This window comes from Chryseobacterium culicis, from assembly GCF_002979755.1.
Classification (GTDB): domain Bacteria; phylum Bacteroidota; class Bacteroidia; order Flavobacteriales; family Weeksellaceae; genus Chryseobacterium; species Chryseobacterium culicis_A.
In genome coordinates this window covers 777,874-800,482 of sequence record NZ_PCPP01000001.1, presented here as the reverse complement: position 1 = coordinate 800,482, position 22,609 = coordinate 777,874, and the positions used below count along the sequence as shown (strand labels likewise).

The following is a 22,609-nucleotide window of genomic DNA, read 5'->3' as shown; positions in this document are numbered from 1 at the left end:
ATCGTAACTTTAACCTTTTAAAATAAAAAGTATTCATAATATATGTTTTCAGCACAAACTTATCAAGACAGAAGAGCAATATTACAAAGAAATGTATCTGGCGGAATCCTGTTATTTCTAGGAAATATAGAGAATCCCGTGAATTTTGAGCACAATCCTTATTATTTCCGTCAGGACAGTACTTATTTATATTATTTCGGAATTCAGGAACCCCGTATTGCAGCCATCATGGATATCGATGAAAATAAAACCATTGTTTTCGGAGATGAACTCAGCATAGATGATATCGTATGGATGGGCAGACAGGAAACCCTGAAAGAAAGATGTCAGAAGTCCGGAGTACAGGAAACGCTGCCTTATACAGAGCTTTCTCAATACATTGCAAAAGTACAGGCTTCGGGAAGAAAGGTTCATTATCTTCCTCCCTATCAATCTTCTAATAAAATTTTACTGGGAGATCTTCTTGGGACTACAATTGCAGAATTACAGCCTTCTGCAGAAATGATTAAAGCAATTGTAAAACAGCGTTCTATCAAAGAACCTCAGGAAATTGTACAGATAGAACAGGCAGTGAATGTATCTAATGATATGCATTTATTGGCCATGCGAATAGCAAAACCCGGAATTAAAGAATATGAAATTGCAAATGCGATTCAATATCTTGCGGCCAACAAAGAATGTCAGATGTCTTATCCCCCGATTGTGACGATAAATGGAGGGATTCTGCATAACCATTACCGTCTCAACACCTTAAAAGAAGGAGATCTTTTTCTCAATGATTCCGGAGCAGAAACAGCGATGGGATATGCAGGGGATCTTACGAGAACCTTTCCTGCAGGCAAAACTTTTACGACCCAACAAAAGGAAATGTATGAAGTTGTTCTGAATGCTTTTAATGAGGCTCAGAATCTTCTGAAACCGGGAGTACGATTTAAAGATATTCACCTGAAAGCAGCACAACATCTGGTAGAAGGGCTTACCGATCTCGGACTGATGAAAGGAAATCCTGAAGAGGCTGTTAAAAACCATGCTCATACTCTGTTTTTCCAGTGTGGACTGGGACATATGATGGGACTTGATGTTCATGATATGGAAGATCTTGGAGAACAGTATATTGGTTATACGGAGGAAGAGCCAAAAGATACCAGAACATTCGGGCTAAAATCTTTACGTTTGGGAAAAGCCCTGGAATCTGGTTTTGTCGTTACAGTTGAACCTGGTATTTACATGATTCCGGATCTGATTGATATGTGGCAGTCCGAAAACAAAAACGCAGACTTTATTAATTATGATAAAGTAAATGAATACCGGGATTTCGGAGGAATCCGTGTGGAAGATGATTTCCTGATAACAGATAATGGTTACAGACTTTTAGGTAACGGACTGATCAAAACGGTTGAAGAAATTGAAAATTACAGAGCTGAACATTTAGCTTAATTTAAATCATATTTATGAAGAACATAAAAAAACTAACAGCTATTGCATTGTATTTCCTGTGTTTGTCCCCACTGGCAGCGCAGAAAACTCAATGGACTCCTGATGGTAATGCGTATTATTCATTTACTAAAAAAGGAGTTGAAATTGTTGATGTACTGCATCCAGGGAAAGATCAGACACTTTTAAACAGTAGTGAGCTGGTTCCTGCCGGAAGTTCTGATGCTCTGCAGGTACAGAGTTTTCAGGTATCTCCTGATGGTAAAAGTTTATTGCTTTTTGCCGATACCAAAAAAGTATGGAGGGACAATACCCGTGGAGATTACTGGATCTTCGACAAAAATACCAAAAAGCTTACCCAGCTTGGAAAAGATTTGCCTGCTTCATCGCTAATGTTTGCAAAATATTCACCGGATGGAAAAAAAGTAGCCTTTGTCTCTAAGCATAATATTTATATTGAAGATCTTTCAAATAATCAGCTCAGCAAAATTACGAATGATGGTACAGACAGAATGATCAATGGTACTTTTGACTGGGCATATGAAGAAGAGTTTGGAACTCAGGATGGTTTCAGATGGTCTCCGGATGGAAGTAAAATAGCTTACTGGAAAATGGATGCACGAGGAACTAAGAATTTTCTGATGATCAATAATACGGATAGCCTGTATTCTTTTACCGTTCCTGTAGAATATCCAAAAGTAGGAGAAAATCCTTCAGGATGCAGTATCTGGTTTTATGATCTTGCCTCCAAAGCCTCAAAGAAAGCCAATATTGCAGGTGATGAAGTACAAAACTATATTCCGAGAATGGAATGGGTGCTGGATTCTAAATCCGTAATCCTGCAACAGCTGAACAGAAAGCAGAATCAAAGTAAAATCATCGTAGCAGATGCCAATTCCGGAAGCAGTAAAACCATTCATACGGAAACTGATGCTGCATGGATTGATATCAAATCCCGTTGGAACGATAATGATCCGAGCGGCTGGGATTGGATTGAAAATGGTAAAGAATTCTTATGGCTTTCTGAAAAAGACGGCTGGAGACATATTTATAAAATAGATATGAACGGTAAAGAAACATTACTTACAAAAGATAATTTTGATGTTATAAAACCTGAGTTTTTTGATGTTCCTAATCAACTGATTTACTTTTTGGCTTCTCCTGATAATGCCGCTCAGAAATACCTGTATAAAGTAAGTATGAAAGGAGGAAAAGCGCAAAAAGTAACTCCGGCATCTTATACAGGATCTAATAACTATACCATATCCCCTAACGGAAAGATTGCGATGTTTACCAATAACAGCATCAATTCAATTTCCATAGGCTCTGTAATCTCTCTTCCGGAACATAAAGAACTGGTTGCAGCCAAAAGATCAGCAAAAGCTGATCCTGCAAAATCTAAAGCAGAGTTTTTCCAGATTACCACACAGGATGGTGTTACACTCGACGGATGGGTGGTAAAGCCTAAAAATTTTGATCCTAATAAAAAGTATCCGATTGTTTTTACCGTTTATGGAGAACCGGGATCACAAACTGTAACCGATAATTTCTATACCGGCTGGAATTATCTATATACAGGAAATATGGCTGAGGATGGTTATTTATACGTTTCCCTTGAAAACCGTGGAACTCCATCCCCAAGAGGACGCGAATGGAGAAAATCCATTTATCGTAAAATAGGACAGCTTAATATCCGCGATCAGGCAATGGGAGCCAAAGCTTTATTCGCAAAATGGCCTTATGCAGATACTTCAAGAGTTGCTGTTTGGGGATGGAGCGGTGGCGGTTCTTCTACCCTGAACCTTTTGGGACAATATCCTGATATTTACCAGACAGGAATTGCCATTGCTCCGGTTGCCAATCAGTTGTTCTATGACAATATTTATCAGGAACGCTATATGGGGCTTCCACAGGAGAACAGAGAAGATTTTGTCAATGGTTCTCCACTGGCTTATGCTAAAAACTTAAAAGGAAATCTTCTGCTGATTCACGGAACAGGTGATGACAATGTACATTACCAGAATACAGAAGTATATATCAACGAATTAGTAAAATATAACAAACAGTTTCAGCTGATGTCTTATCCTAACCGTACTCATTCTATTAATGAAGGAGAAGGAACATCACTGCATCTTGCCACTATGTTTACAAAATACCTGAAAGAACACTGCCCTCCGGGAGCAAGATAAGTAATAAAGCCTCACAGTAATGTGGGGCTTTTATTATGTAAAACCATTACAGCATTAAACAAAAATTCCCCGGATTGCTCCAGGGAAAAAATAAGTGTCAAAACCTATAATTTTTTTATAGTGGTGTGGAATGATGTTAAATTAAAAGCAACAATGCATGTGCCAAATTACTCACTATTTTATGAAATGTGATCTTTTGTGGTACCTTTTGTTTCCTTTCTTCCTTAGTGCTTCTATTTTTACATGATTATCACTAAATTTGAGTGAATCATTTCTAACATCATTCATGAAACTACCACGCTCCTATTATTCCAATCAGGATGTTCTTTTTCTGGCTCAGGATCTTTTGGGAAAAATACTTTTTACGGAACTCAATGGTGAAACTACAGCCGGAATCATTGTAGAAACGGAAGCCTATTTTGGAGTTAAAGATAAAGCTTCCCATGCCTATGGAGGCAGGCGTACAGACCGTACAGAAACCCTGTATCATCATGGCGGAATTTCTTATGTGTATTTATGCTATGGAATTCACCATCTTTTCAATATTGTCACTTCTGTGGAAGATGATCCTCACGCAGTGTTGGTGAGAGCTGTTGAACCTTTGATTGGTAAAGAAATCATGGAGTTGAGAAGAAATATGCCGGCTTCAAAACCAGCCATTTCCGCAGGTCCGGGATCAGCTTCCAAAGCATTGGGAATTGACCGCTCTTTTAATAAAAAAGATCTGAACGGACAGGAGATTTGGATTGAAGATCACGGTATTTCGTATACTCCGGATGAAATTGTCACGGGACCTCGTATAGGTGTAGCTTACGCTCAGGAAGATGCGCTTCTGCCCTGGCGGTTTTTTGTCAAGGGGAACAAATATGTGAGTAAACCCAATAAAGTATAAAGGTCAGGATGTACTGATTGAATCATAAAATTCTTTATAGTGTATAACCAGACTGTCAAGAGAAAAGCCACGGTTTAGCCCGCTCGTATTGGGTAAAACCCAGACTTTTGCTCCACAGAAATCTTCAGACTGTTCTCCCCAAAGAATTTCTTTCTTTTTAGAAAATGCCTTGTAGGCTGCTTTACCCAGAAAAACAATATATTTCGGTCGGTATTTGGTTATTTTTGAGGTAAAACTTTCAAGAGATTCATCAAATTCTTCTTTTGAAAGCTCATCCGCACGGGATGTTGCTCTGGCCACAGCAGTGGTCAGCCCATATCCGAAATCCAATAGAGAAGTATCATGTACGGCTTCTATTTCATACGGTGTAAACCCCGATTGATAAAGTACTTTCCAAAAACGATTGCTCTTTCCTGAAAAATGATGACCATCGTTTGATGACTTTAAGCCGGGATTGATTCCGCAAAAAATAACATTGAGATCGGTTGAAATAATATCTGTCAGCATATAGATAATAAAAGGATTTAAAGATATTGATATTTGTATTTGAGCTGTTCAAAGATAAATTTTATCTCAAGATACAGGACGTTTCATCTTCTTTAAAATACGTTTTATCTAGCTCTTTTGCGGTGTCACTCAGATTATAATACTGAATACGAATTGATAGCGGTAATTTTGTCGGGTAAATTAGATGAAATTGTTTACGGTAAAGAGTTCATTTTAATGATACTCTTTTAATCAATAACAAAACATCTTAAAAACAAGTGATATGAACTGGATTGCATTAATTATTGCAGGAATTTTTGAAATCGGATGGCCTTTGGGGCTTAAACTATCTCAACAACCGGAAAATAGTAAATGGAACTGGATCATCTTTTCGGTCCTATGTATGACGGTTAGTGGAGGATTTCTCTGGTATGCTCAGAAAAGCATCCCTATTGGAACGGCTTATGCTGTCTGGACGGGAATCGGTGCGGTAGGAACTCTATTGGTTGGAATTCTCTTTTTTCAGGATTCTGCAAGCATTTTAAGACTATTGTCTGCTTTACTGATTGTTGTCGGTATTGTTGGTCTCAAATTATTTTAAAGTAAAAAATGGCTTAAGACTATCAGAAGTCTTAAGCCAAAACATTATTCAACATTCGAATAATAAACTAACCACATTCATTTTTCCTGGTTTTGATATTCTTTTATGTATTAGATTTTTTATAAAGCAAATGTGAACAAACCAATAGAAATGCGGAAAAAATATCTATCAACAGAGATTCAGAATCTACAAAACTTATAATTTTACTGGCTTTTTTGAATAGAAAAGCTGAATATTTCCATTTTCTTAACGGATGATTTTAAACAATTTCATTTCTAATATTATAGCTCCAGCAAAGCCTTATATGTTCTCCCCACCGGAAGTTTTTTCCCATTGATCTGAATCATATTGGCCGACTTGACTTCTATTTTTGACCGTGATATAATATATGATTTATGAATGCGGGTAAACATTGTAGGATGTAAAGTCTCTTCTATTTTACTGATGGGCATTTTAAAAGTGAAGCACCCTGCTTTGGTATGAATATGAATGTATTCTCTTAAACTTTCGATGTAAAAAATATCGTGGAGAATAATTTTTACCTGCTTTTTACCACTGCTGATGAATATAAAATCACGCTCAGAGACTTCAAGTAAAGCATCTTCTGCTTCCATCAAATGCTTAAATTTACCAACAGCAGTCTGAAAACGCTCATACGGAATAGGTTTCATCAGATAGTCTGCAATATCAAGTTCATAACCTTCTACAGCATACTGATGATACGCTGTGGTAACAATTACAAAAGGTGGATTTTTTACCTTTCTGAGAAAATCAAAACCTTTTACCACCGGAAGATGGAGATCAAGAAACATCAGATCCACATCATGGATACTTAAAAGACTGCTGGCATATACTGCATCTGTACATTTTCCTATAAGATTCAGTTCCGGGTCTCTGGAGATGAAATTTTCCAGAATTTCGGCGGCAATGGGTTCATCTTCTACAATAATGCAGTTGTATTTTTTATAGGCTGATGGTATCATGGAAATTGATGGTTAAAGTTATAGTATAATGGTTATTCTTGTCTTCTACGAAAAGCGTATGTTGGGGATAAAGCAGTTCAAGCTGTCGGCGGATATTTTTTAGTCCGATTTTTGTGGAATGTTCATGAGGTTTTTCCTGTTTGGAGTTTTCTATGCTGTAAGTAAGAATTCCGTTCTTTAACTTGATATCAACGGTAATAAAAGCTTTTCCCAGACTTTCAGAAACACCATGTTTAAAGGCATTTTCCACAAACTGTATCAAAATCAGAGGTGAAATTTCCTGTGAAGGATTATCAATTTTTTCCGTAAAATTAATGGTAAGCTGGTGATGACGGATTTTCTGGATCTGTATAAAGTCTTTAATATTTTCAATATCCTTGGCTATAGAAATACTTTTTTCGGAGGACTCATAGATATTATACCGCATTATCTTGGAAAGCTGCAGGATCACATCCGGGGTTTCATCTGCTTTTTTCAGAGCCATGCCGTAGATGTTATTGAGCGTATTGAAAAGAAAATGAGGATTGATCTGTGCCTTCAACATGGTCAGCTCCTGATCCAGCTTTTCTGATTTTAATTGAGCGATTTGCTGTTTCAGAAGATTTTTCTGCCGGGTAATTTCAACACCGAAAATAAGACCCACCATAAAAATAAGATCCATAAAAGAATTGAATGCTACATAACCATTCAAAAAACCAGAAACCTCTTTCCCATCCAGTGTTTCTGTAACACCATAGATGTGAGGGTAAATGATAAAATGAGTCAAAAACCGATGCCCGAAAACAGCAGCAATTACAATGAAAATAGAGATAAAGTATTTAGAAAAACCTTTAAAATAAACCTTCTCATAAACATATAGCAAAGCATAGGCAAGTGGAATTTTGACAAAAAGATAGCCAAGCTCCAGAATAAGTGTATTCTGAAGTCTTATGGGCCATTTGAAATCCGGGAATTGATATCTGGACCAGTAAAAATCAAGGTAAACTTCCAGAATATAATACAATATCCAAAAAAGCAAATGAATCCGCCATTTAGAGGAACGATCTGATTTCAAATTTGTGATGATTTAAAAGTACAAAGTACCATTTGTTGACTCAAATATAAAAATATAAGTCTATCAAATGAAGATAACGATCTACAAACTATTGATTTTGAACGATGCCGGATCAGCAGGATTTGAGAAAACAGATGATTGGGGAAGCTCTAAGTTCTTTTTTTATTCGTGAATTTTAAAGAAACTTCAGGATACATAAGATTGAAAAAGCTAAAGATCAGCAGAATATTGAATTCAATCCCGTTATTTCCGCCTCCTACTACAAACCAGCCATTTTGCCAGTGTACATAATAAATTCCGAAAATGAAAATGAGAATATTACAAACAGCTATCGGCTTAATACACCTATCGATCCAGATCAATACTACTGAAAACAAATGGATAAGTTTGATCATCCATGCAATATAAATTCCTATTGGACTGAAACCTATACTATCCAGATAAACATGTCCGAAATCATTCACATCTCCACTGAAAATGGAAATTACACTATGCATCAGCAATATTGTTGACAAGGCTAAGCGAAGAAAGAAACTCTTTTTCATATCACCAAAAGTAATACATGAAGAACAGGCTCCTTTTATTTTGTATATCAACAACTTTGAAGTAGATATAAAAGTTTTACTTTTCTAAAGTATTCATACTCATTATCTTGTTAAGTGCAATATAATCAATAGAATACATGTGTTATTTAGAAGAATCTGATAGTGTTTTCATTTTTCAAGTGTATGAACTGTATTTTAATAAGATAGTGGTAATAATAATTTTCTTTTACATATATCATTATATAGTGATTTAAATAAAATAAATTATTATATTTACATTCAAATCAGGCGCGGATACCAAAATAAAATAATGATACAAAAAAATGCAGGACATCAGGATGAGAACTTAGGAAACATCCGGAAGGTCTTACAGAGCAGACACAATGATTAATTCCCTCATGATCATAAATCTGTTTTTTGTTCTTTAAATTATTAAGGTAAGATTCTAAAACACAAATACTTCTTTTTCAATCAAAAAAAGAGTGGTTAAATAAGTACCACTCTTTTTCTATTAAATTCAAAAAAATTGTCAGTTTTAATTCTGTGTCAGACTTTTCTTAATAAACTCTTCCAGTTCTTTGCCATGAAGGTTTTTAGCTAAAATAGTTCCCTGTCCGTCAATGATCACATTAAAAGGCAGTTCATCAACTTCGTAAAGCTTTGCTACAGGGCTTTTCCAGAATTTTAAATCGCTGATCTGTATCCAGTTGATGTTAAATCTGTCAATTGCTTTCTGCCAGCTTTCTTTATTCTTGTCTAAAGAAACTCCCAGTATTTCAAACTGATTGTTTTTTACCTGTTCTGAGTAGGTTTCATACATCGTTTTCAGCTGAGGCTGTTCTTCTACACATGGAGCACACCATGTCGCCCAGAAATCAATCAGAACAAGTTTTCCCTTCAATGCTGAAAGAGAAAATGAAGTTCCGTCTGCTTTGGTCATTGTTATCTCAGGAGCTTTTTTCCCAATTTCTATTTTGTTTTGGGCAGTAATAAATCCTGAGAAAACTATTAAAAATATTATGGTAAAACCGGTCTTCATATTAATCATTTGTAGGATAATCTTTATCTAACCAGTCTGTTTTAATGTTTTTGGGAAGATTTAAAAGTTTCGCATTTTTGAAACCCATTTCCATCAGTAATGCAAAAGCAGGGCGAATATTAGGACACTTCACAAAAGGGCAACATCCGCAGTAAATCACAATTTCTCTGTTCTTAGGAATATCTTTAAGATAATTTTTCAGCTTTTCCAGGTTTTCAGGCTCATGGGTAGGGCCAATGTCTACCGAACCTTTAATGATAGCTTCAGGTCCGACAGAAATGATGACAAGATCTTTTGTCTTATGTTTTTCAATTCTGGAAGCCAGTAACGCGGGATCCATCAGCTGACTGTCTTTCCATGGATCCTGTTTTTGCTGTGCCTGGCTGAAAATGGAGCAGGCAAAGCATACAATGATTAACAAATACTTCATACTTCTATTTTTCACAAAGATAAAAATGTTTTATTGAGGGATCTGTTCAGAAGGCAGGAAAATTAGCTGTTTTTGTATATTTTACCTCAATCAGAGTTTTTTAGGAGTAATATGAATTACATTGGATGCTCCGGGCTCTATGACCAATTGAGTTCCTCCTCCCCTTTCATTTTCCCGACCCTGAATTGCGGATCCGGTAACCAGCGTTAATTTTCCCTGAAAAACAGGATGAAGCGGGGTCAGTGGAATTTCAATTTCCTCTTCTTCAAGCTGTATAATAATAGATTCTGCATCAATGGGTTGACGGGTTCCGTCTTTTAGGACAGCAAATGTCTGGTATTTTTGATTTTCGTTCATTCTTCTGTTTTTTATCAGTAATAAAAGTATTGAGAATATTTTAAACCAGAAATAGTAAAATATTTTAATGTAAATGTTGATATTTTAAAGGTTAATATCTGTTTGATTTTAAATATTTAATACATTTATATCAAGTATCATTCAATCTAAAAAAATGAAGATGGAAGAAAGATTCCAGCCTGATGCAATCATCATAGGAGCCGGACTGGCAGGGCTTACTGCTGCTATGGAAATTACCAATACCGGGAAAAAAGTTCTGCTTTTGGACCAGGAAACAGAACAGAATATTGGCGGACAGGCATTCTGGTCATTTGGTGGTTTGTTTTTGATCAATTCCCCTCAGCAAAGGAGAATGGGAATTAAAGATTCTTATGAACTGGCATTGCAGGACTGGAAAGGAACAGCCGGATTTGACCGTCCTGAAGACTATTGGCCTCATCAATGGGCAGAAGCCTATCTGAAATTTGCTGCCGGGGAAAAATATGAATACATTTCTAAGTTGGGTATCAAGCTGATGTTTATGGTAGGCTGGGCAGAACGTGGTGATGGTTCGGCAACAGGTCATGGAAATTCTGTGCCCCGTTTTCATGTCAGCTGGGGAACGGGAACAGGTGTGGTAAAACCGTTTGTGGAAAAAGCTTATCAAGCTCAGAAAAAAGGACTGCTTGAGATGAAATTCAGACATCGAGTGACAGAACTTATCACCGAAAACGGAAAGATAAAAGGTCTTAAAGGAGATATTCTGGAAAATGATACCCAGGATAGAGGTGCTTCTACAAACAGAAACGTTATCTCAACATTTGAATATACAGCTCCGAATATCATTATCGCTTCTGGAGGAATTGGTGCCAACCATGAGCAGGTAAGGAAAAACTGGCCGGAAAGATTGGGCAAAGCCCCTGAAAATATGGTATGTGGTGTTCCAGCCTATGTGGATGGCAAAATGATTGGGATTGCAGAAAATACAGGTGCTCATATCATTAATCCGGACAGAATGTGGCATTATACGGAAGGATTACAAAACTGGAATCCTATCTGGCCAAATCACGGAATCCGTATACTTCCAGGTCCATCATCTTTATGGTTTGATGCCAAAGGAAAACGTCTCCCCGCTCCTTTCCTTCCGGGATTTGATACGTTGGGGACTTTACAATATATACAGGAAACAGGATTTTCCTATTCCTGGTTTATCCTTACCCAGAAAATTATTAAGAAGGAGTTTGCTCTTTCAGGCTCAGAACAGAATCCGGATATTACCAATAAAGATTATTCTCTTTTTCTGAAAAGAATTTTTGGTAAAAAAGCACCCGGGCCTGTAGAAGCCTTTAAAGAACATGGAAAAGATTTTATTGTATCAGATAATCTGAAAGATCTGGTTAACAGGATGAATGAACTGGCTGGAAATAACCTGTTGAATTATGAAGACATACACTCACAGATTGAAGCCAGAGACAGGGAATTAGATAATAAATTTTCAAAAGATACCCAGGTTAATTATATCCGGAATACCCGAAATTATTGGGGTGATAAATTGGGACGTGTTGCTGCACCCCATAAGATTTTAGCTCCTGAAAACGGTCCTTTGATTGCTGTACGTCTTAATATTTTAACCCGTAAAACTTTAGGCGGAATAAAAACCAATCTGAACGGACAGGTATTAAAGGATGATGACAGCATCATTGAAGGATTGTATGCAGCCGGAGAAGCTGCCGGATTTGGCGGTGGCGGAATGCACGGTTACAGAGCTCTGGAAGGAACATTTTTGGGAGGCTGTATTTTTTCAGGGATGAAAGCCGGAAAATATATTGCCGGACTTTAAAATTACATATTAGTATGAGTCATTATTTTGATCATAAAGTCATTTGGATTACAGGAGCATCATCAGGAATTGGTGAAGCTTTGGTAAAAGAGATTGCAAAGAACAGCAATGCGAAAGTCATTCTTTCATCCAGAAAGGAAGAACAGCTGCATAAAGTTGCTGAAAAAACAGGTTTGAATACTGATCGGTATGCAGTAATTCCTTTAGATCTTAAAAATTATAAAGAAATGCCAGCCATTGCAGCGAAAGCATCTGAACAGTTTGGAAAAATTGATATTCTGATCAATAATGCCGGACTCTCACAACGTTCTCTAGCCATGGAAACAGATATTGAAGTGGATAAACAGCTGATAGATATTGATTATATCGGAACAGTAGCTCTTACAAAAGCAGTTCTGCCTTATATGATCAGGAATAAAGGCGGACAGATTGCTGTGGTATCAAGTCTTATGGGAATATTCGGGGCTCCTATGCGAAGCGGATATGCAGGGGCAAAACATGCCTTACACGGATTTTTTGATGCGTTGAGGGCAGAATTGTTCAATCAGAATATTCTGATTACGATCATTTGCCCGGGCTTTATACAAACCGATATTTCTGTGAATGCCGTTACCGGAGACGGTTCATTACAGGGAACAATGGACGACGCTACGAAAAACGGAATGCCTGCAGATGTTTTTGCAAAAAAGATGCTGTATGCAATTGAAAAACAAAAAAAACAAAAAGCCATAGGAGGTAAAGAAGTAATGGCCGTCTATCTGAAAAGATTCTTTCCGAATTTACTGGCAAAGATAATCCGTAAGGCAAAAGTGGTATAAAAAAGCACCATTCTCTGTTGAACAGTGCTTTTTTAGTAAATAAACGAATGGATTTGTATTAAAAGGTTTTCACCCATCCGATTCCTACTGTTTTATTTTGATAAAACGGCATTACCATAGTGGATGACAGCATATTTTTACTTTTATTTTTTCCTCTTAATAAACTGTCAATTTTTGGAAACAGCCAATAGGCAAGTTCTGTAGAAAGAATTCCAAAGCCGGCCCCCGCTACAACATCTCCCAGCCAATGTTTATCATTCAGCATTCTGTAGACTCCGGTGAAAACAGCAAACGGATATCCTGAAATACTCAGCCAGAAATTGGTGTCTTTATATTCCCGGAACATAAATTGTGCTGAAGAAAATGCAGTTGCCGCATGTCCTGAAGGGAAAGATAAAGTGTTGGATCCATCCGGTCTTTCTTCTTTTACCAGATATTTTAAAGGCATCGTAAAGGCAGCAGCAATCAGCTGTGAGGAAGCGTAGATAATGGTACGGTCTCTCAGGTTATGTTTTCCTTTCACCCCCATTGCATTAAGTCCATATACGATCACTGCAGGAGCGTATTGGGTATAATTATCCAGTTTTATTTGGGTAGGCTGATGCTCGTTGATTTCCACCTTTGTGGATACATTCAGCTTTTTGAGATTATTCATCGTCAGCCCTGCTACTCCATAGCTAATAAATGCTGCGGGAATGATCAGACTTTTATAGTTCAGGTTGCTTTTGGGAATCTCTGCTTTGATAATACTGTCTTGTACAGGTTTCTGAACAGTCATCGTGTCTTTTGTATTCTGAGCATTGATTTGGCTTAAAGCTGAGCTCAAAACCAGTATATACATCAGGTTTTTTTGAAAGTGTTTTTTCATTTTAAATCACATTAAAATTATCCGGTTCTGTATTAAAATTTATAGCTGTATCCCAAACGGACCCCCTGAGTTTCATAGTAGTCATTACTGGTATAGGCAAATCCGTTACCCTGAACAGCCTTTTTGATCACCATAGTATTGAGTAAATCCGTAGCATTTAAAAACAGTTCACCCTTCCCTTTCTGTATCGCTTTTTTTACTCCTGCATCCATGGAAAATCTTGACTGTATTCTTCCCTGAGGAATAATATCCGGTGCCAGATACACCAGTGTACACTGCATATCAAATCCTTTTGAAAAATGAAAAACATTATTCATTTTGATGTTTCCTGATATAGCCGTCTGTTGATCAGCAGAGAAAGTATTAGGCTGAGGATACAGATTTTGTACAGTAAATGCATTGATCTGATTACGGTATATATTTCCATTGACATTCAGGGAATACAAATCAGATATCTTTTGGTTCCATATTGTTTCCAGCCCTGTATTGTAGCTTTTTCCCGCATTCTGAAATATGGCATAAATAAGTGTGCTGTCCGGGACAATACTCGAAATTCTGGTAATAGTTCCGTTGGCAAAACGATGGTATAGTGCAGAATATAAATATCCATTATCCCAATTGTGCTTATATCCGAGCTCAATGGAATTTGTAAACTGGGGACGTAACGCAGGATTTCCTACTTTAATGATCTCTGCATCGTCATACTTGGGAAAAATTCTGATATCTACTTCATTGGGACGGTCTACCCTTTTGTTATAAAAAACGGAGAACTTATTGCGGTCATCAAGTTTGTAGGCAAGCCGGAAATTCGGGAATGGCTGGGTGTAGTTGTATCCGTCACTTTTATACGTCGGGTGGTTAGGATTTACATCATATTGAATTTTGACATATTCCAGTCTGAGACCCAATTCAGCTTCCCATTTTTCATTTTCAAAAACATAATTTCCATACACGGCAGGAATAAATTCTTTATAATCAGCTTTTCCTCCCGCAGAAACATCCAAAACAGAGTTGGCTCCCGGAATAAAATTCATATTGGTCGGAATGCTTCTGTTTCTCAGTTTAATACCTGTTTCTATTCTACCATATTTCAATGGTTTTACATAATCGATATTGAAATCATATACCTGTTCATCAGATAATAGTTTAAAAGCATCTGTTCCTGTAGAGGAAGGAAGATAATTATCATAGAAATACTTTTCATCCTCTCTATGGAAAGTATAATTGAAACCTACATTCAATACATGCCCTGCTTCTTTAAATTTATGCTGATAGGAAGCTGTTCCCATCACTGTTGTTTTCAGTTCATCTTCCAGAAACTGCCACAAACGGAGACGCTGGGACATATCTCCATTGAAAAACGGCTGATCTCCTCTGTCTATAATCTTTTCACTTCCATACATTCCTGAAATCGTTAGTGTATTTTGCGGATCAATATTCCAGTCTATTCCTGCTTTGGTGGTGAAGAAATTGGTGTTTCTATTCCTTTTCAGCTGAGAATTAATTACCGTTCCGTTATCATAAGTACGGGTTACGAATTCATTTTTGTTAAGCGTTTCTGTGTACAGATTATCCGCCTGCAGAAATATATTAACCTTATTTTTTCTGTAATTGACCGATAATGAAGGATTAATTTTGGGAGTCAGCGTATACTGTGGTCTTATGGTAGGAAGATTTTCCTTTCTTACCCAAAGTGAACCTAAACCTGTTGTAAATCCTGCTTTTCCGTTCCAGCCGTTCTGTTTATTTTTTTTCATGATGATGTTGATAATCCCTGCATTCCCGTTTGCATCATATTTTGATGAAGGATTGTTGATGATTTCAATTTTATCAATGGCAGAAGCTGGAATATTATCCAGTCCGGTTTGGCTTCCAAAACCTGTAAGAGCGGTTTGTTTGCCATCAATCAGTACTGTTACTTTATCATTTCCTCTTAGCTGGACTTTACCATCCTGAACGGTAATTCCGGGAAGATTCTGCATGCTTTGGAGCACAGAACCACCATTTTGACTGATATTATCTGCCACAGAATAGGTTTTCTTATCAAGACGGCTGTCTATTTCATTCTTTTTGGTTGCCGTAATGGTTATTGCTTCTATTTTAGTCTCATTTTCCTGTTCCTGAATGAGCTCAACAGTGGGAATTTCCAGAAACTCAGAAAGGCTTCCTATAAAAATGGGTTGAATTTGGGTCTTATATCCGGTGACTGAAGTTTCCAGAAGATAGTGATCCGGTTTTATCCCAGTAAGTGAAAACCTTCCTTCCTCATTGGTAATCGTTCCGGCAATAAAGGTGCTGTCTTTTTCTTTTTTTAAAATAATATGGGCATAAGGTAATGCTGTTTTGTCTTTCCCCGTAATTCTTCCTGAGGCAGTCACAGAAGCTGTCTGCGCAGAAACAAGGGAAGAAACCACTAGGCAGGCTGGAAAAAATAACAAGGCTGCTTTATTCATTCGTCTAGTATTTATTTTTTTTAAATATTTTTTGTTATTCGTTATAAGGTGTATGATTTATTTGTTCCGAAGAGGTCATTTCCCGCCGGGTTTTTCTTTGTGAAATGACAATCATCAAAACCATCAGAGCCAGGGATATCAGAGAAGCGTTGAGGGTTCCAAGATCCAGTCCGCCTTTAGCTAAAGGTTTGGTTAAAAGATCTCCGAATGTAGCACCAAACGGTCTGGTAAAAACAAAAGCAATCCAGAACAGTACGACATGATTGATTTTCGTGAAATAATGCATGAGAACCACTATAAGTATAATCAATCCGGTGATCAGAGCTCCGGTCATATATCCGAGTCCTAAATTATCACTCAGGAAATCCCCAAAAGCAGTGCCCAGACTATTGGAAAATAAAATAGCAGTCCAGTAATAAAATTCTTTATTCTTTTCAACAATTGGATAAACTTCAAGGTTGCCGTACTTTTTGTACCATAAAAACAAAGAGAGTAAAAGACCGGAAAGAAGGATTAAACTTCCTGTAAGATATCCGGTTTTCAATGTTCTGTCAATGCAGTCAGAAATTTCTGTCCCCAGGGTTGTTGTTCCAATAATCACCATCCAGTAGACTGCCGGAATATATTTTTTTGCACGGAGCTGTACGGATAAAATGATTACAAAAAACAACAGGGTAATCAGTATGCCTACGATATATCCCCAATTAAGGGTCATGGAAATAAAATCACCAAGAGTTTCTCCTAATGTTGTTGCTACAATTTTCATCAGCCAGAAAAGAAGGGTTACGGCTGCAACTTTGTTTACGGTTTTCATTTCTAAATAAAATTATACCTCAGTATGTTTTCTATACAAAGGTGCAATCCGATTTAGAAGAAATTTAGAATTGTAGGAAGGTGGATTTTTTTTAACTATAATTTAACAGCAAAAATATGATGATGATTCTCAAATCTGTAAGTGATGGTCCAATGATGAAACCTACAGATTTCCTGAATAATAGAAAGCCCGAGCCCACTTCCATTGCTGTCTGTTGAAAGCTTTGAAAATCGTTTGAACAGTAAATCCGTATTCAGTTTTTCTGTTCCCGAATTGGAAACTTCAAAAACAGAATCAGTAAGCTGTAGAGAAATGCTCCCGCCTGCAGTAGTATGACGGATGGCATTGATAATAAGATTGTTGATGAGTATTTCTGCCAGAATATTATTTCCACTTACCTGTACCTCATTGGAAATATGTTTTGTAAGGGATATGTTTTTTTGTTCAAAATGTTCCTCGAGAATATCAATGCTTTGATGCAGCAAATGATCAAACGAAATGATTTCAGAACTGTCGAACTGATTATTATCAATTTTCGCAAGAAGTAAAAGGTTTTTATTGATTCGGGAGCTTCTTGTAAGCGCCTTGTTCATATCTTCCGCGATGGTATACTGTTTTTCGGTAAGATTCTGATCCTGAAGTAAAAGATCCAGCTTGTTTTTAATAATAGCAAGCGGAGTCTGCAATTCGTGGGATGCATTTTCCGTGAACTCTTTCTGGGTTTTATAGGTAGAGACATTACGTTCTATCAGTTTGTAAAGAGATTGATTAAGCTCTTCAAATTCTGTCGTATCAGAAGCCGGAAACTCTATGGTATTCTGGCTGTTGAGATTAAAGGTCTTCAGTTGATCCAATGTACTTCTGAACGGTTTCCAGATCGATGAAGAAAGCCTTCTGTTAAGATATAAAAGTCCAAGAACAATAACCACAAAAAAGAATATCGTAATCATGGCGATAATGGCTATCGTTTCATGAGATTCCTCAATATTGGTCTGTATCGTAAACAGATAAGGTTTGTTTTGAAGATAAACTACTTTTTTTAGACAGCGGTAACGTTCTTTTTTTTGTTCCGAAATAAAGGGAAGATGTTTTTCATAAGTATAAACCGTATCCCGTTTTATTTGGTTCGAAGAGATCTTTTCAATATTCGTTTCCGGCTGGATGTGATTCCATAATTCAAGACTCTTATCCAGCGCTTCTTCTGAAAGTTTTAACTGATTGAATTCATAAGCCGTTTTCTCTACAATAATCTGATTATGCTCATCCAATTCATTTTTCCAGATGGTGTCTACGACAAAATAATACACGGGAATGCTTATCATCAGTACAATAAGTACGTAGATAAGAAAGGGCTTTGTGGTTTTGGTCAGTAGAGGCTTCAAAATAATGATGAATTATGAATTATGAATTATAAGTTATGAATTTTTACTTTTTGATGTAATAATAATACTTCGAATTATTTTTAATATTTCAGTTGCTTCACTGCTTATACTCTCATATTCTGAAGATGACAAATAGTGGGTGTGAAATAAAAGTTCAATCCAATAAATAGATTCATCACATTCTTTTTGAGCAATAGAAAGTTTATGAATGAAATCTGCTTTACTTTCTGCATTTTGGGACTCTCTTATTAAAGCTCCCACTGCTGTTCCGCTTCTCAATAACTGTTTACTCAGAACATATTCATTCTTATGAGTTGAAAGATATTTATAAAGGTTAGTAATTCTTATTGCAAAACTAAAACTTTTATCTTTCAACACATTTTTCTTCTCACTCATAATAATTCATCATTTATAATTCATCATTTATAATTCATAATTATTTTAGTTTTCCCACTTATATCCCGTTCCATACACTGTTTTGAGATAATGGCTGCATCCGGCATCATAGAGCTTTTTCTTGAGATTTTTCACATGAGCATATACAAAATCGTGATTATCAAGCATATCTGCAAAGTCACCGGAAAGATGTTCTGCCAGTGTACTTTTGGAGATGACTTTATTTTTGTTACCGATAAAATAAATGAGGAGATCAAATTCTTTCTTGGTCAGGGAAATAAGTTCATCGTTTACAACTACCGTTTTAGCTAATAGATCAATCTGTAATTCGTTCTGAATGATTACATTAGAACTGCTAAACTGCTTTCGTCTGATAATAGAATACACCCTTGCCATAAGCTCAGAAAGATGAAAAGGTTTGGTAAGGTAATCATCAGCACCCAATTTTAAGCCTTCAATCTTATCATCAAGAGCATTTTTAGCAGAAATAATAATCACACCGTCCTGTTTCTGTTGTTTTTTTAATTCTTCCAAAATTTTAAGTCCGTTTCCGTCCGGCAGCATAATGTCCAGTAAAATACAGTCATACTCAAACGCTTCTATTTTACCCATTGCTTCACCGAATGTACTAACTGCTTCACAGAGGTAATTTTCTCCGGATAGATATTCGGAAATGCTTTGAGCAAGAGCTGCTTCGTCTTCAATGATGAGAATTTTCATGCGGTAAATCTATTCCTAAATTTAGAAGAAATTTCGAATTTTAAATTAAAATATAAATTACAAAAATAGAAACGATAAAACAAGTGTAAAGATTTAAAAGGAGGTTTTTTATTATATATTTCATAAATTTACGGTGCTGTATCAATCTGATGACAGCATAAAATGTTTTCGAGGTGAAAATTCACAACAAAAAAAAATACCTTAGCTTCCTTAAATTTAAAAGAGATTTCCAGAAATATGGATTAGAAAAAGCACGCAGCTATGAGCTTATTCTGCATTGGCTGAACAACAGACTGAGCAGAAATCAGTTTTTAGTTCTTTCCGGAATTTTGGTAGGATGTACCGCTGGTTTAGCAGGAGTTATTCTGAAAACTCTGGTACACAATATTCATTATTTCATTACCAATAAAGTTCATTTTGAATATCAGATATTATTCTATATCGTCTTTCCTTTTTTAGGAATTGTTTTGACTACCATGATTGTTCTGACGCTGTTCAAAGGTCAGGATCGTAAAGGGATCGGAGCTATTTTGTATGAAATTGCACAGAATTCCAGTATTGTAGCTTCCGTTAAAATGTATTCTCAGGTGATACAAAGTGCAATTACCGTAGGATTGGGAGGATCTGCCGGATTGGAAAGTCCTATTGCGGTTACCGGAGCTGCCATTGGTTCCAATTATGCGCAGACGTACAGACTGAGCTACAAAGAACGTACTTTATTGCTTGCTGCTGGGGCTACTGCCGGAATTGCGTCAGCATTCAACGCTCCTATTGCGGGGATTATGTTTGCTTTTGAGATTCTTTTAACCGGAGTGGTTTTCACAGATTTCATTCCTTTGGTTGTTGCTGCTGTTTGCGGAAGTCTTTTGTCAAGAATTTTGCTTCAGGAAGATGTCCTTTTCAGATTTTATACCAGGGAGGCATTCAACTATAAGAATGTTCCATATTATCTGATTTTAGGATTGGTTACAGGATTATATGCCCGTTATTTTGTGATTATTTCTCAAAAAGTGGAACATTTTATAAAAGGACTTCAGCTTTCAAGAATGCGTAAAGCGATGTTTGGAGGAGCAGTGCTGTCTTTATTATGTGTTCTCTTTCCTCCTCTGTTTGGAGAAGGTTATGAAACCGTAAAGGCTTTTACGAACGGGAACACCTACTCTATTATTGAAAACAGTTTTTTCCGATACTTTGAGATCGGAGACTGGACCATTATTATATTTTTGGTGCTGGTATTACTTTTAAAAGCATTTGCAACCTCATTTACCATATTCAGTGGCGGAAACGGAGGGAATTTTGCACCTTCTCTTTTTGCCGGAGGAACTTTAGGGTATTTATTTGCTTTGATTTGCCAGCATTTAGGTTTTACAGATGTTCCGGTGACTAATCTTGTTTTGGTAGGAATGGCCGGAGCGATGAGTGGTGTATTGTATGCTCCGCTTACCGCGATATTTCTGATTGCAGAATCAAGTTTCGGATATGATTTGTTTATCCCACTGATGATTGCTTCCATCATATCTTATCTCATTGCCAAATGGTTCTCCCCGATTTCTCCGGAGCTGAAGTCTTTAGCAGATGAAGGAAAAATATTCACGAATAAACATGATAAAAACCTCCTCTTTGCTTTAAGAACCGAAGATTTCATTGATAAATATTCACAAACAATTAATGAAAATGCTTCAGTTACAGAACTGTTTGAAATGGTAAAGAATGGAGATAAAAATATTTTTGCGGTTGTGGATGAAAGCAGAAAACTGAAAGGAGTTCTTACTTTGGATGATATAAGACCTTATCTTTTTACTAAAGAAATAGAAACCTCCCAGGTTGTTGCCCAGATCATGAAAACTCCACCAGCCGTTCTTCACCGCGAAAATAAACCATTGGATATTCTCCAGACCTTTGATGATACCGGAGTATGGAATCTCCCGGTAGTGACTGAAAATAATGATTTTATAGGATTTATTTCAAAATCTTCAATACTGATGAGCTACAGACAACTTCTGAAAGAATATTCTGATTAATATTGAAGTAGAATATAACAACTAAAGAACTCCATTCCCCTCCTCTGGTGGGGTGTCAAATCTGTTGATTTGACGGGGTGGTATACAAAAAATCCGTTCAGCAATGAACGGATTTAATTTTAGTCTATAATGAAAGTTGAAAAAATTAGTTGCTTGCGTTATTCAACAGCGCAATATCTTCCTGATCCAGAATAAGTTTCGGAGCATTGAATACGGTCTCCAGCTGTGAAGCACTGGTGGCACTTACGATAGGTGCTGTGATCAAAGGATTGGATAGCAGCCATGCCAGAGAAACCGTTCCCTGAGTGGTATTATGCTTTGCACTTACCTGATCCAAAGCTTTTAATACTTCAAGCCCTTTAGGATTTAAATATTTTCTAACCCCTTCACCTCTCGCACTTTTTGCAAGATCTGCTTCATCACGATATTTACCGGTTAAAAAACCAGCTGCCAGAGACCAATAAGGAAATACACTTAAGTCAAACTGTTCTGCCAGAGGAGCATAGTTTGTTTCAAAACCTTCTCTTTCCATTAAATTGTAATGAGGCTGTAATGCAACATATTTGGGAAGGTTATTCTTCTCGGCAGCATCAAATGAAGCTTTCAAACGTTCCGGTGATAAATTGGAAGCCGCAATATAACGTACTTTTCCAGCCTTAATAATTTCATCATAAGCAGAAAGCGTTTCTTCTACCGGAGTGATGTTGTCATCAAAATGAGTATAATAAAGGTCAATATGATCGGTCTGCAGCCTTTGCAGAGATTCGTCTACAGATTTTAGAATATGTTTTTTGCTGATGTCATAGCCATGTTCTTTTGTCTCTGAGCCTACTTTCGTTGCTAAAACGATGTCATTGCGGTTCGATCTGCTTTTCATCCACTTTCCGATAATCTCCTCAGACTGTCCGCCTTTTCCGTTCACCCACCAAGAATAGGTGTCTGCAGTATCTATAAAATTGAATCCGGCTTCTGTAAAGCGGTCTAGTATATCGAAAGACTGTTTCTCGTCCAGAGTCCATCCAAAAACATTTCCTCCGAAATTGATTGGGGCAATCATTAAATCGGTGTTTTTGATTTTTCTTTTTTCCATAAAAATAATTTTACTAAGTGAGATCTAAGGTAAGGAATATTAAGGGCGAAGACTATTCAAAATAGCCATTCCAACTATAGTTATTATAAATGAAAACACTGATGTTTCCTAAGTTTTTTTTGGTTATTGATTTTTTGGAAAATGCAAAGGCGCAAATTAATTAAAAACAAACTGCTTTAAGGCGCAAAGATTTGTATAATCTTCTCATTGATTTTCTT

The 22,609-nt window shown here is 36.7% G+C and carries 21 protein-coding genes; 7 read left to right on the top strand and 14 right to left on the bottom strand.

Annotated elements, in window-relative coordinates; translation table 11 throughout:
* Positions 1–42: 42 nt before the first annotated feature.
* From CQ022_RS03765 to CQ022_RS03755, 3 genes are all read left to right on the top strand, one after another.
* Entirely contained in the window at positions 43–1,437 is a 1,395-nt protein-coding gene (locus tag CQ022_RS03765) for an aminopeptidase P family protein (protein ID WP_105682292.1), read from the top strand.
* A gap of 14 nt (positions 1,438–1,451) precedes the next feature.
* Entirely contained in the window at positions 1,452–3,623 is a 2,172-nt protein-coding gene (locus tag CQ022_RS03760; protein WP_105682293.1) for a S9 family peptidase, read from the top strand.
* Positions 3,624–3,909: 286 nt separating this feature from the next.
* Entirely contained in the window at positions 3,910–4,515 is a 606-nt protein-coding gene (locus CQ022_RS03755) for a DNA-3-methyladenine glycosylase (protein ID WP_105682294.1), read from the top strand.
* Between the two features lie 3 nt (positions 4,516–4,518).
* Here CQ022_RS03755 and mug read toward each other — a convergent pair whose 3' ends face one another.
* Complete coding sequence (mug, locus tag CQ022_RS03750) at positions 4,519–5,022, bottom strand: G/U mismatch-specific DNA glycosylase (protein WP_105682295.1); 504 nt, start codon at positions 5,020–5,022, stop codon at positions 4,519–4,521.
* A gap of 262 nt (positions 5,023–5,284) precedes the next feature.
* On the opposite strand from mug, the gene CQ022_RS03745 reads away from it, so the two are divergent.
* Positions 5,285–5,602 (top strand): DMT family transporter, encoded by a 318-nt coding sequence (locus CQ022_RS03745; protein WP_105682296.1) that lies wholly within the window; start codon positions 5,285–5,287, stop codon positions 5,600–5,602.
* A gap of 281 nt (positions 5,603–5,883) precedes the next feature.
* Here the strand turns inward: CQ022_RS03745 and CQ022_RS03740 are convergent, their stop codons facing one another.
* From CQ022_RS03740 to CQ022_RS03715, 6 genes are all read right to left on the bottom strand, one after another.
* Entirely contained in the window at positions 5,884–6,585 is a 702-nt protein-coding gene (locus tag CQ022_RS03740) for a LytR/AlgR family response regulator transcription factor (protein ID WP_185126805.1), read from the bottom strand.
* Positions 6,566–7,603, bottom strand: coding sequence for a sensor histidine kinase (locus tag CQ022_RS03735; RefSeq protein ID WP_228421629.1), 1,038 nt, complete (start codon positions 7,601–7,603; stop codon positions 6,566–6,568). The genes CQ022_RS03740 and CQ022_RS03735 overlap by 20 nt, the downstream gene beginning before the upstream one ends.
* 185 nt (positions 7,604–7,788) lie before the next feature.
* On the bottom strand, positions 7,789–8,136 hold the full coding sequence (locus tag CQ022_RS03730; RefSeq protein WP_228421631.1) for a DoxX family protein: 348 nt from the start codon (positions 8,134–8,136) through the stop codon (positions 7,789–7,791).
* Between the two features lie 583 nt (positions 8,137–8,719).
* Entirely contained in the window at positions 8,720–9,223 is a 504-nt protein-coding gene (locus CQ022_RS03725; RefSeq protein ID WP_228421633.1) for a TlpA family protein disulfide reductase, read from the bottom strand.
* Position 9,224: 1 nt separating this feature from the next.
* Positions 9,225–9,653, bottom strand: a complete 429-nt coding sequence (locus CQ022_RS03720) for a rhodanese-like domain-containing protein (RefSeq protein WP_105682300.1) — start codon at positions 9,651–9,653, stop codon at positions 9,225–9,227.
* 90 nt (positions 9,654–9,743) lie between these two features.
* Positions 9,744–10,010: a hypothetical protein gene (locus tag CQ022_RS03715; RefSeq protein ID WP_105682301.1), complete on the bottom strand. Its 267-nt coding sequence runs from the start codon at positions 10,008–10,010 to the stop codon at positions 9,744–9,746.
* Positions 10,011–10,170: 160 nt separating this feature from the next.
* Here CQ022_RS03715 and CQ022_RS03710 point away from each other — a divergent pair, with 160 nt between their 5' ends.
* Both CQ022_RS03710 and CQ022_RS03705 read left to right on the top strand, forming a co-directional pair.
* Positions 10,171–11,829 carry an FAD-binding dehydrogenase gene (locus CQ022_RS03710; RefSeq protein ID WP_105682768.1) on the top strand — a complete coding sequence of 553 codons (1,659 nt, stop codon included), beginning with the start codon at positions 10,171–10,173 and terminating at the stop codon, positions 11,827–11,829.
* Between the two features lie 14 nt (positions 11,830–11,843).
* Positions 11,844–12,647: an SDR family oxidoreductase gene (locus CQ022_RS03705; protein WP_105682302.1), complete on the top strand. Its 804-nt coding sequence runs from the start codon at positions 11,844–11,846 to the stop codon at positions 12,645–12,647.
* Between the two features lie 58 nt (positions 12,648–12,705).
* On the opposite strand, the gene CQ022_RS03700 is transcribed toward CQ022_RS03705, so the two are convergent.
* From CQ022_RS03700 to CQ022_RS03675, 6 genes are all read right to left on the bottom strand, one after another.
* Entirely contained in the window at positions 12,706–13,515 is an 810-nt protein-coding gene (locus tag CQ022_RS03700; protein ID WP_105682303.1) for a phosphatase PAP2 family protein, read from the bottom strand.
* Between the two features lie 32 nt (positions 13,516–13,547).
* The gene (locus tag CQ022_RS03695; protein ID WP_105682304.1) at positions 13,548–15,968 is read right to left on the bottom strand and encodes a TonB-dependent receptor domain-containing protein; all 2,421 of its coding nucleotides are present in this window, start codon (positions 15,966–15,968) and stop codon (positions 13,548–13,550) included.
* A gap of 34 nt (positions 15,969–16,002) precedes the next feature.
* Positions 16,003–16,782 carry a hypothetical protein gene (locus CQ022_RS03690; protein WP_105682305.1) on the bottom strand — a complete coding sequence of 260 codons (780 nt, stop codon included), beginning with the start codon at positions 16,780–16,782 and terminating at the stop codon, positions 16,003–16,005.
* Positions 16,783–16,877: 95 nt separating this feature from the next.
* Positions 16,878–18,164, bottom strand: coding sequence for a sensor histidine kinase (locus tag CQ022_RS03685; RefSeq protein ID WP_105682306.1), 1,287 nt, complete (start codon positions 18,162–18,164; stop codon positions 16,878–16,880).
* A 33-nt stretch (positions 18,165–18,197) separates the two neighbouring features.
* Positions 18,198–18,560, bottom strand: a complete 363-nt coding sequence (locus CQ022_RS03680) for a four helix bundle protein (protein WP_105682307.1) — start codon at positions 18,558–18,560, stop codon at positions 18,198–18,200.
* Between the two features lie 45 nt (positions 18,561–18,605).
* Positions 18,606–19,280 carry a response regulator transcription factor gene (locus CQ022_RS03675; RefSeq protein ID WP_105682308.1) on the bottom strand — a complete coding sequence of 225 codons (675 nt, stop codon included), beginning with the start codon at positions 19,278–19,280 and terminating at the stop codon, positions 18,606–18,608.
* Positions 19,281–19,453: 173 nt separating this feature from the next.
* Between CQ022_RS03675 and CQ022_RS03670 the strand changes: the two genes are divergently transcribed.
* On the top strand, positions 19,454–21,301 hold the full coding sequence (locus CQ022_RS03670; RefSeq protein ID WP_105682309.1) for a chloride channel protein: 1,848 nt from the start codon (positions 19,454–19,456) through the stop codon (positions 21,299–21,301).
* A 145-nt stretch (positions 21,302–21,446) separates the two neighbouring features.
* On the opposite strand, the gene CQ022_RS03665 is transcribed toward CQ022_RS03670, so the two are convergent.
* Positions 21,447–22,391 carry an aldo/keto reductase gene (locus CQ022_RS03665; RefSeq protein ID WP_105682310.1) on the bottom strand — a complete coding sequence of 315 codons (945 nt, stop codon included), beginning with the start codon at positions 22,389–22,391 and terminating at the stop codon, positions 21,447–21,449.
* Between the last annotated feature and the right edge of the window lie 218 nt (positions 22,392–22,609).

Coding starts and splice junctions, on each gene's coding strand:
- CQ022_RS03690 (WP_105682305.1), bottom strand. CDS start 16,782: ATGAAAACCGTAAACAAAGTTGCAGCCGTAACCCTTCTTTTCTGGCTG.
- CQ022_RS03700 (WP_105682303.1), bottom strand. CDS start 13,515: ATGAAAAAACACTTTCAAAAAAACCTGATGTATATACTGGTTTTGAGC.
- CQ022_RS03740 (WP_185126805.1), bottom strand. CDS start 6,585: ATGATACCATCAGCCTATAAAAAATACAACTGCATTATTGTAGAAGAT.
- CQ022_RS03760 (WP_105682293.1), top strand. CDS start 1,452: ATGAAGAACATAAAAAAACTAACAGCTATTGCATTGTATTTCCTGTGT.
- mug (WP_105682295.1), bottom strand. CDS start 5,022: ATGCTGACAGATATTATTTCAACCGATCTCAATGTTATTTTTTGCGGA.
- CQ022_RS03695 (WP_105682304.1), bottom strand. CDS start 15,968: ATGAATAAAGCAGCCTTGTTATTTTTTCCAGCCTGCCTAGTGGTTTCT.
- CQ022_RS03675 (WP_105682308.1), bottom strand. CDS start 19,280: ATGAAAATTCTCATCATTGAAGACGAAGCAGCTCTTGCTCAAAGCATT.
- CQ022_RS03705 (WP_105682302.1), top strand. CDS start 11,844: ATGAGTCATTATTTTGATCATAAAGTCATTTGGATTACAGGAGCATCA.
- CQ022_RS03710 (WP_105682768.1), top strand. CDS start 10,171: ATGGAAGAAAGATTCCAGCCTGATGCAATCATCATAGGAGCCGGACTG.
- CQ022_RS03720 (WP_105682300.1), bottom strand. CDS start 9,653: ATGAAGTATTTGTTAATCATTGTATGCTTTGCCTGCTCCATTTTCAGC.
- CQ022_RS03765 (WP_105682292.1), top strand. CDS start 43: ATGTTTTCAGCACAAACTTATCAAGACAGAAGAGCAATATTACAAAGA.
- CQ022_RS03745 (WP_105682296.1), top strand. CDS start 5,285: ATGAACTGGATTGCATTAATTATTGCAGGAATTTTTGAAATCGGATGG.
- CQ022_RS03680 (WP_105682307.1), bottom strand. CDS start 18,560: ATGAGTGAGAAGAAAAATGTGTTGAAAGATAAAAGTTTTAGTTTTGCA.
- CQ022_RS03730 (WP_228421631.1), bottom strand. CDS start 8,136: ATGCATAGTGTAATTTCCATTTTCAGTGGAGATGTGAATGATTTCGGA.
- CQ022_RS03665 (WP_105682310.1), bottom strand. CDS start 22,391: ATGGAAAAAAGAAAAATCAAAAACACCGATTTAATGATTGCCCCAATC.
- CQ022_RS03725 (WP_228421633.1), bottom strand. CDS start 9,223: ATGAAGACCGGTTTTACCATAATATTTTTAATAGTTTTCTCAGGATTT.
- CQ022_RS03755 (WP_105682294.1), top strand. CDS start 3,910: ATGAAACTACCACGCTCCTATTATTCCAATCAGGATGTTCTTTTTCTG.
- CQ022_RS03715 (WP_105682301.1), bottom strand. CDS start 10,010: ATGAACGAAAATCAAAAATACCAGACATTTGCTGTCCTAAAAGACGGA.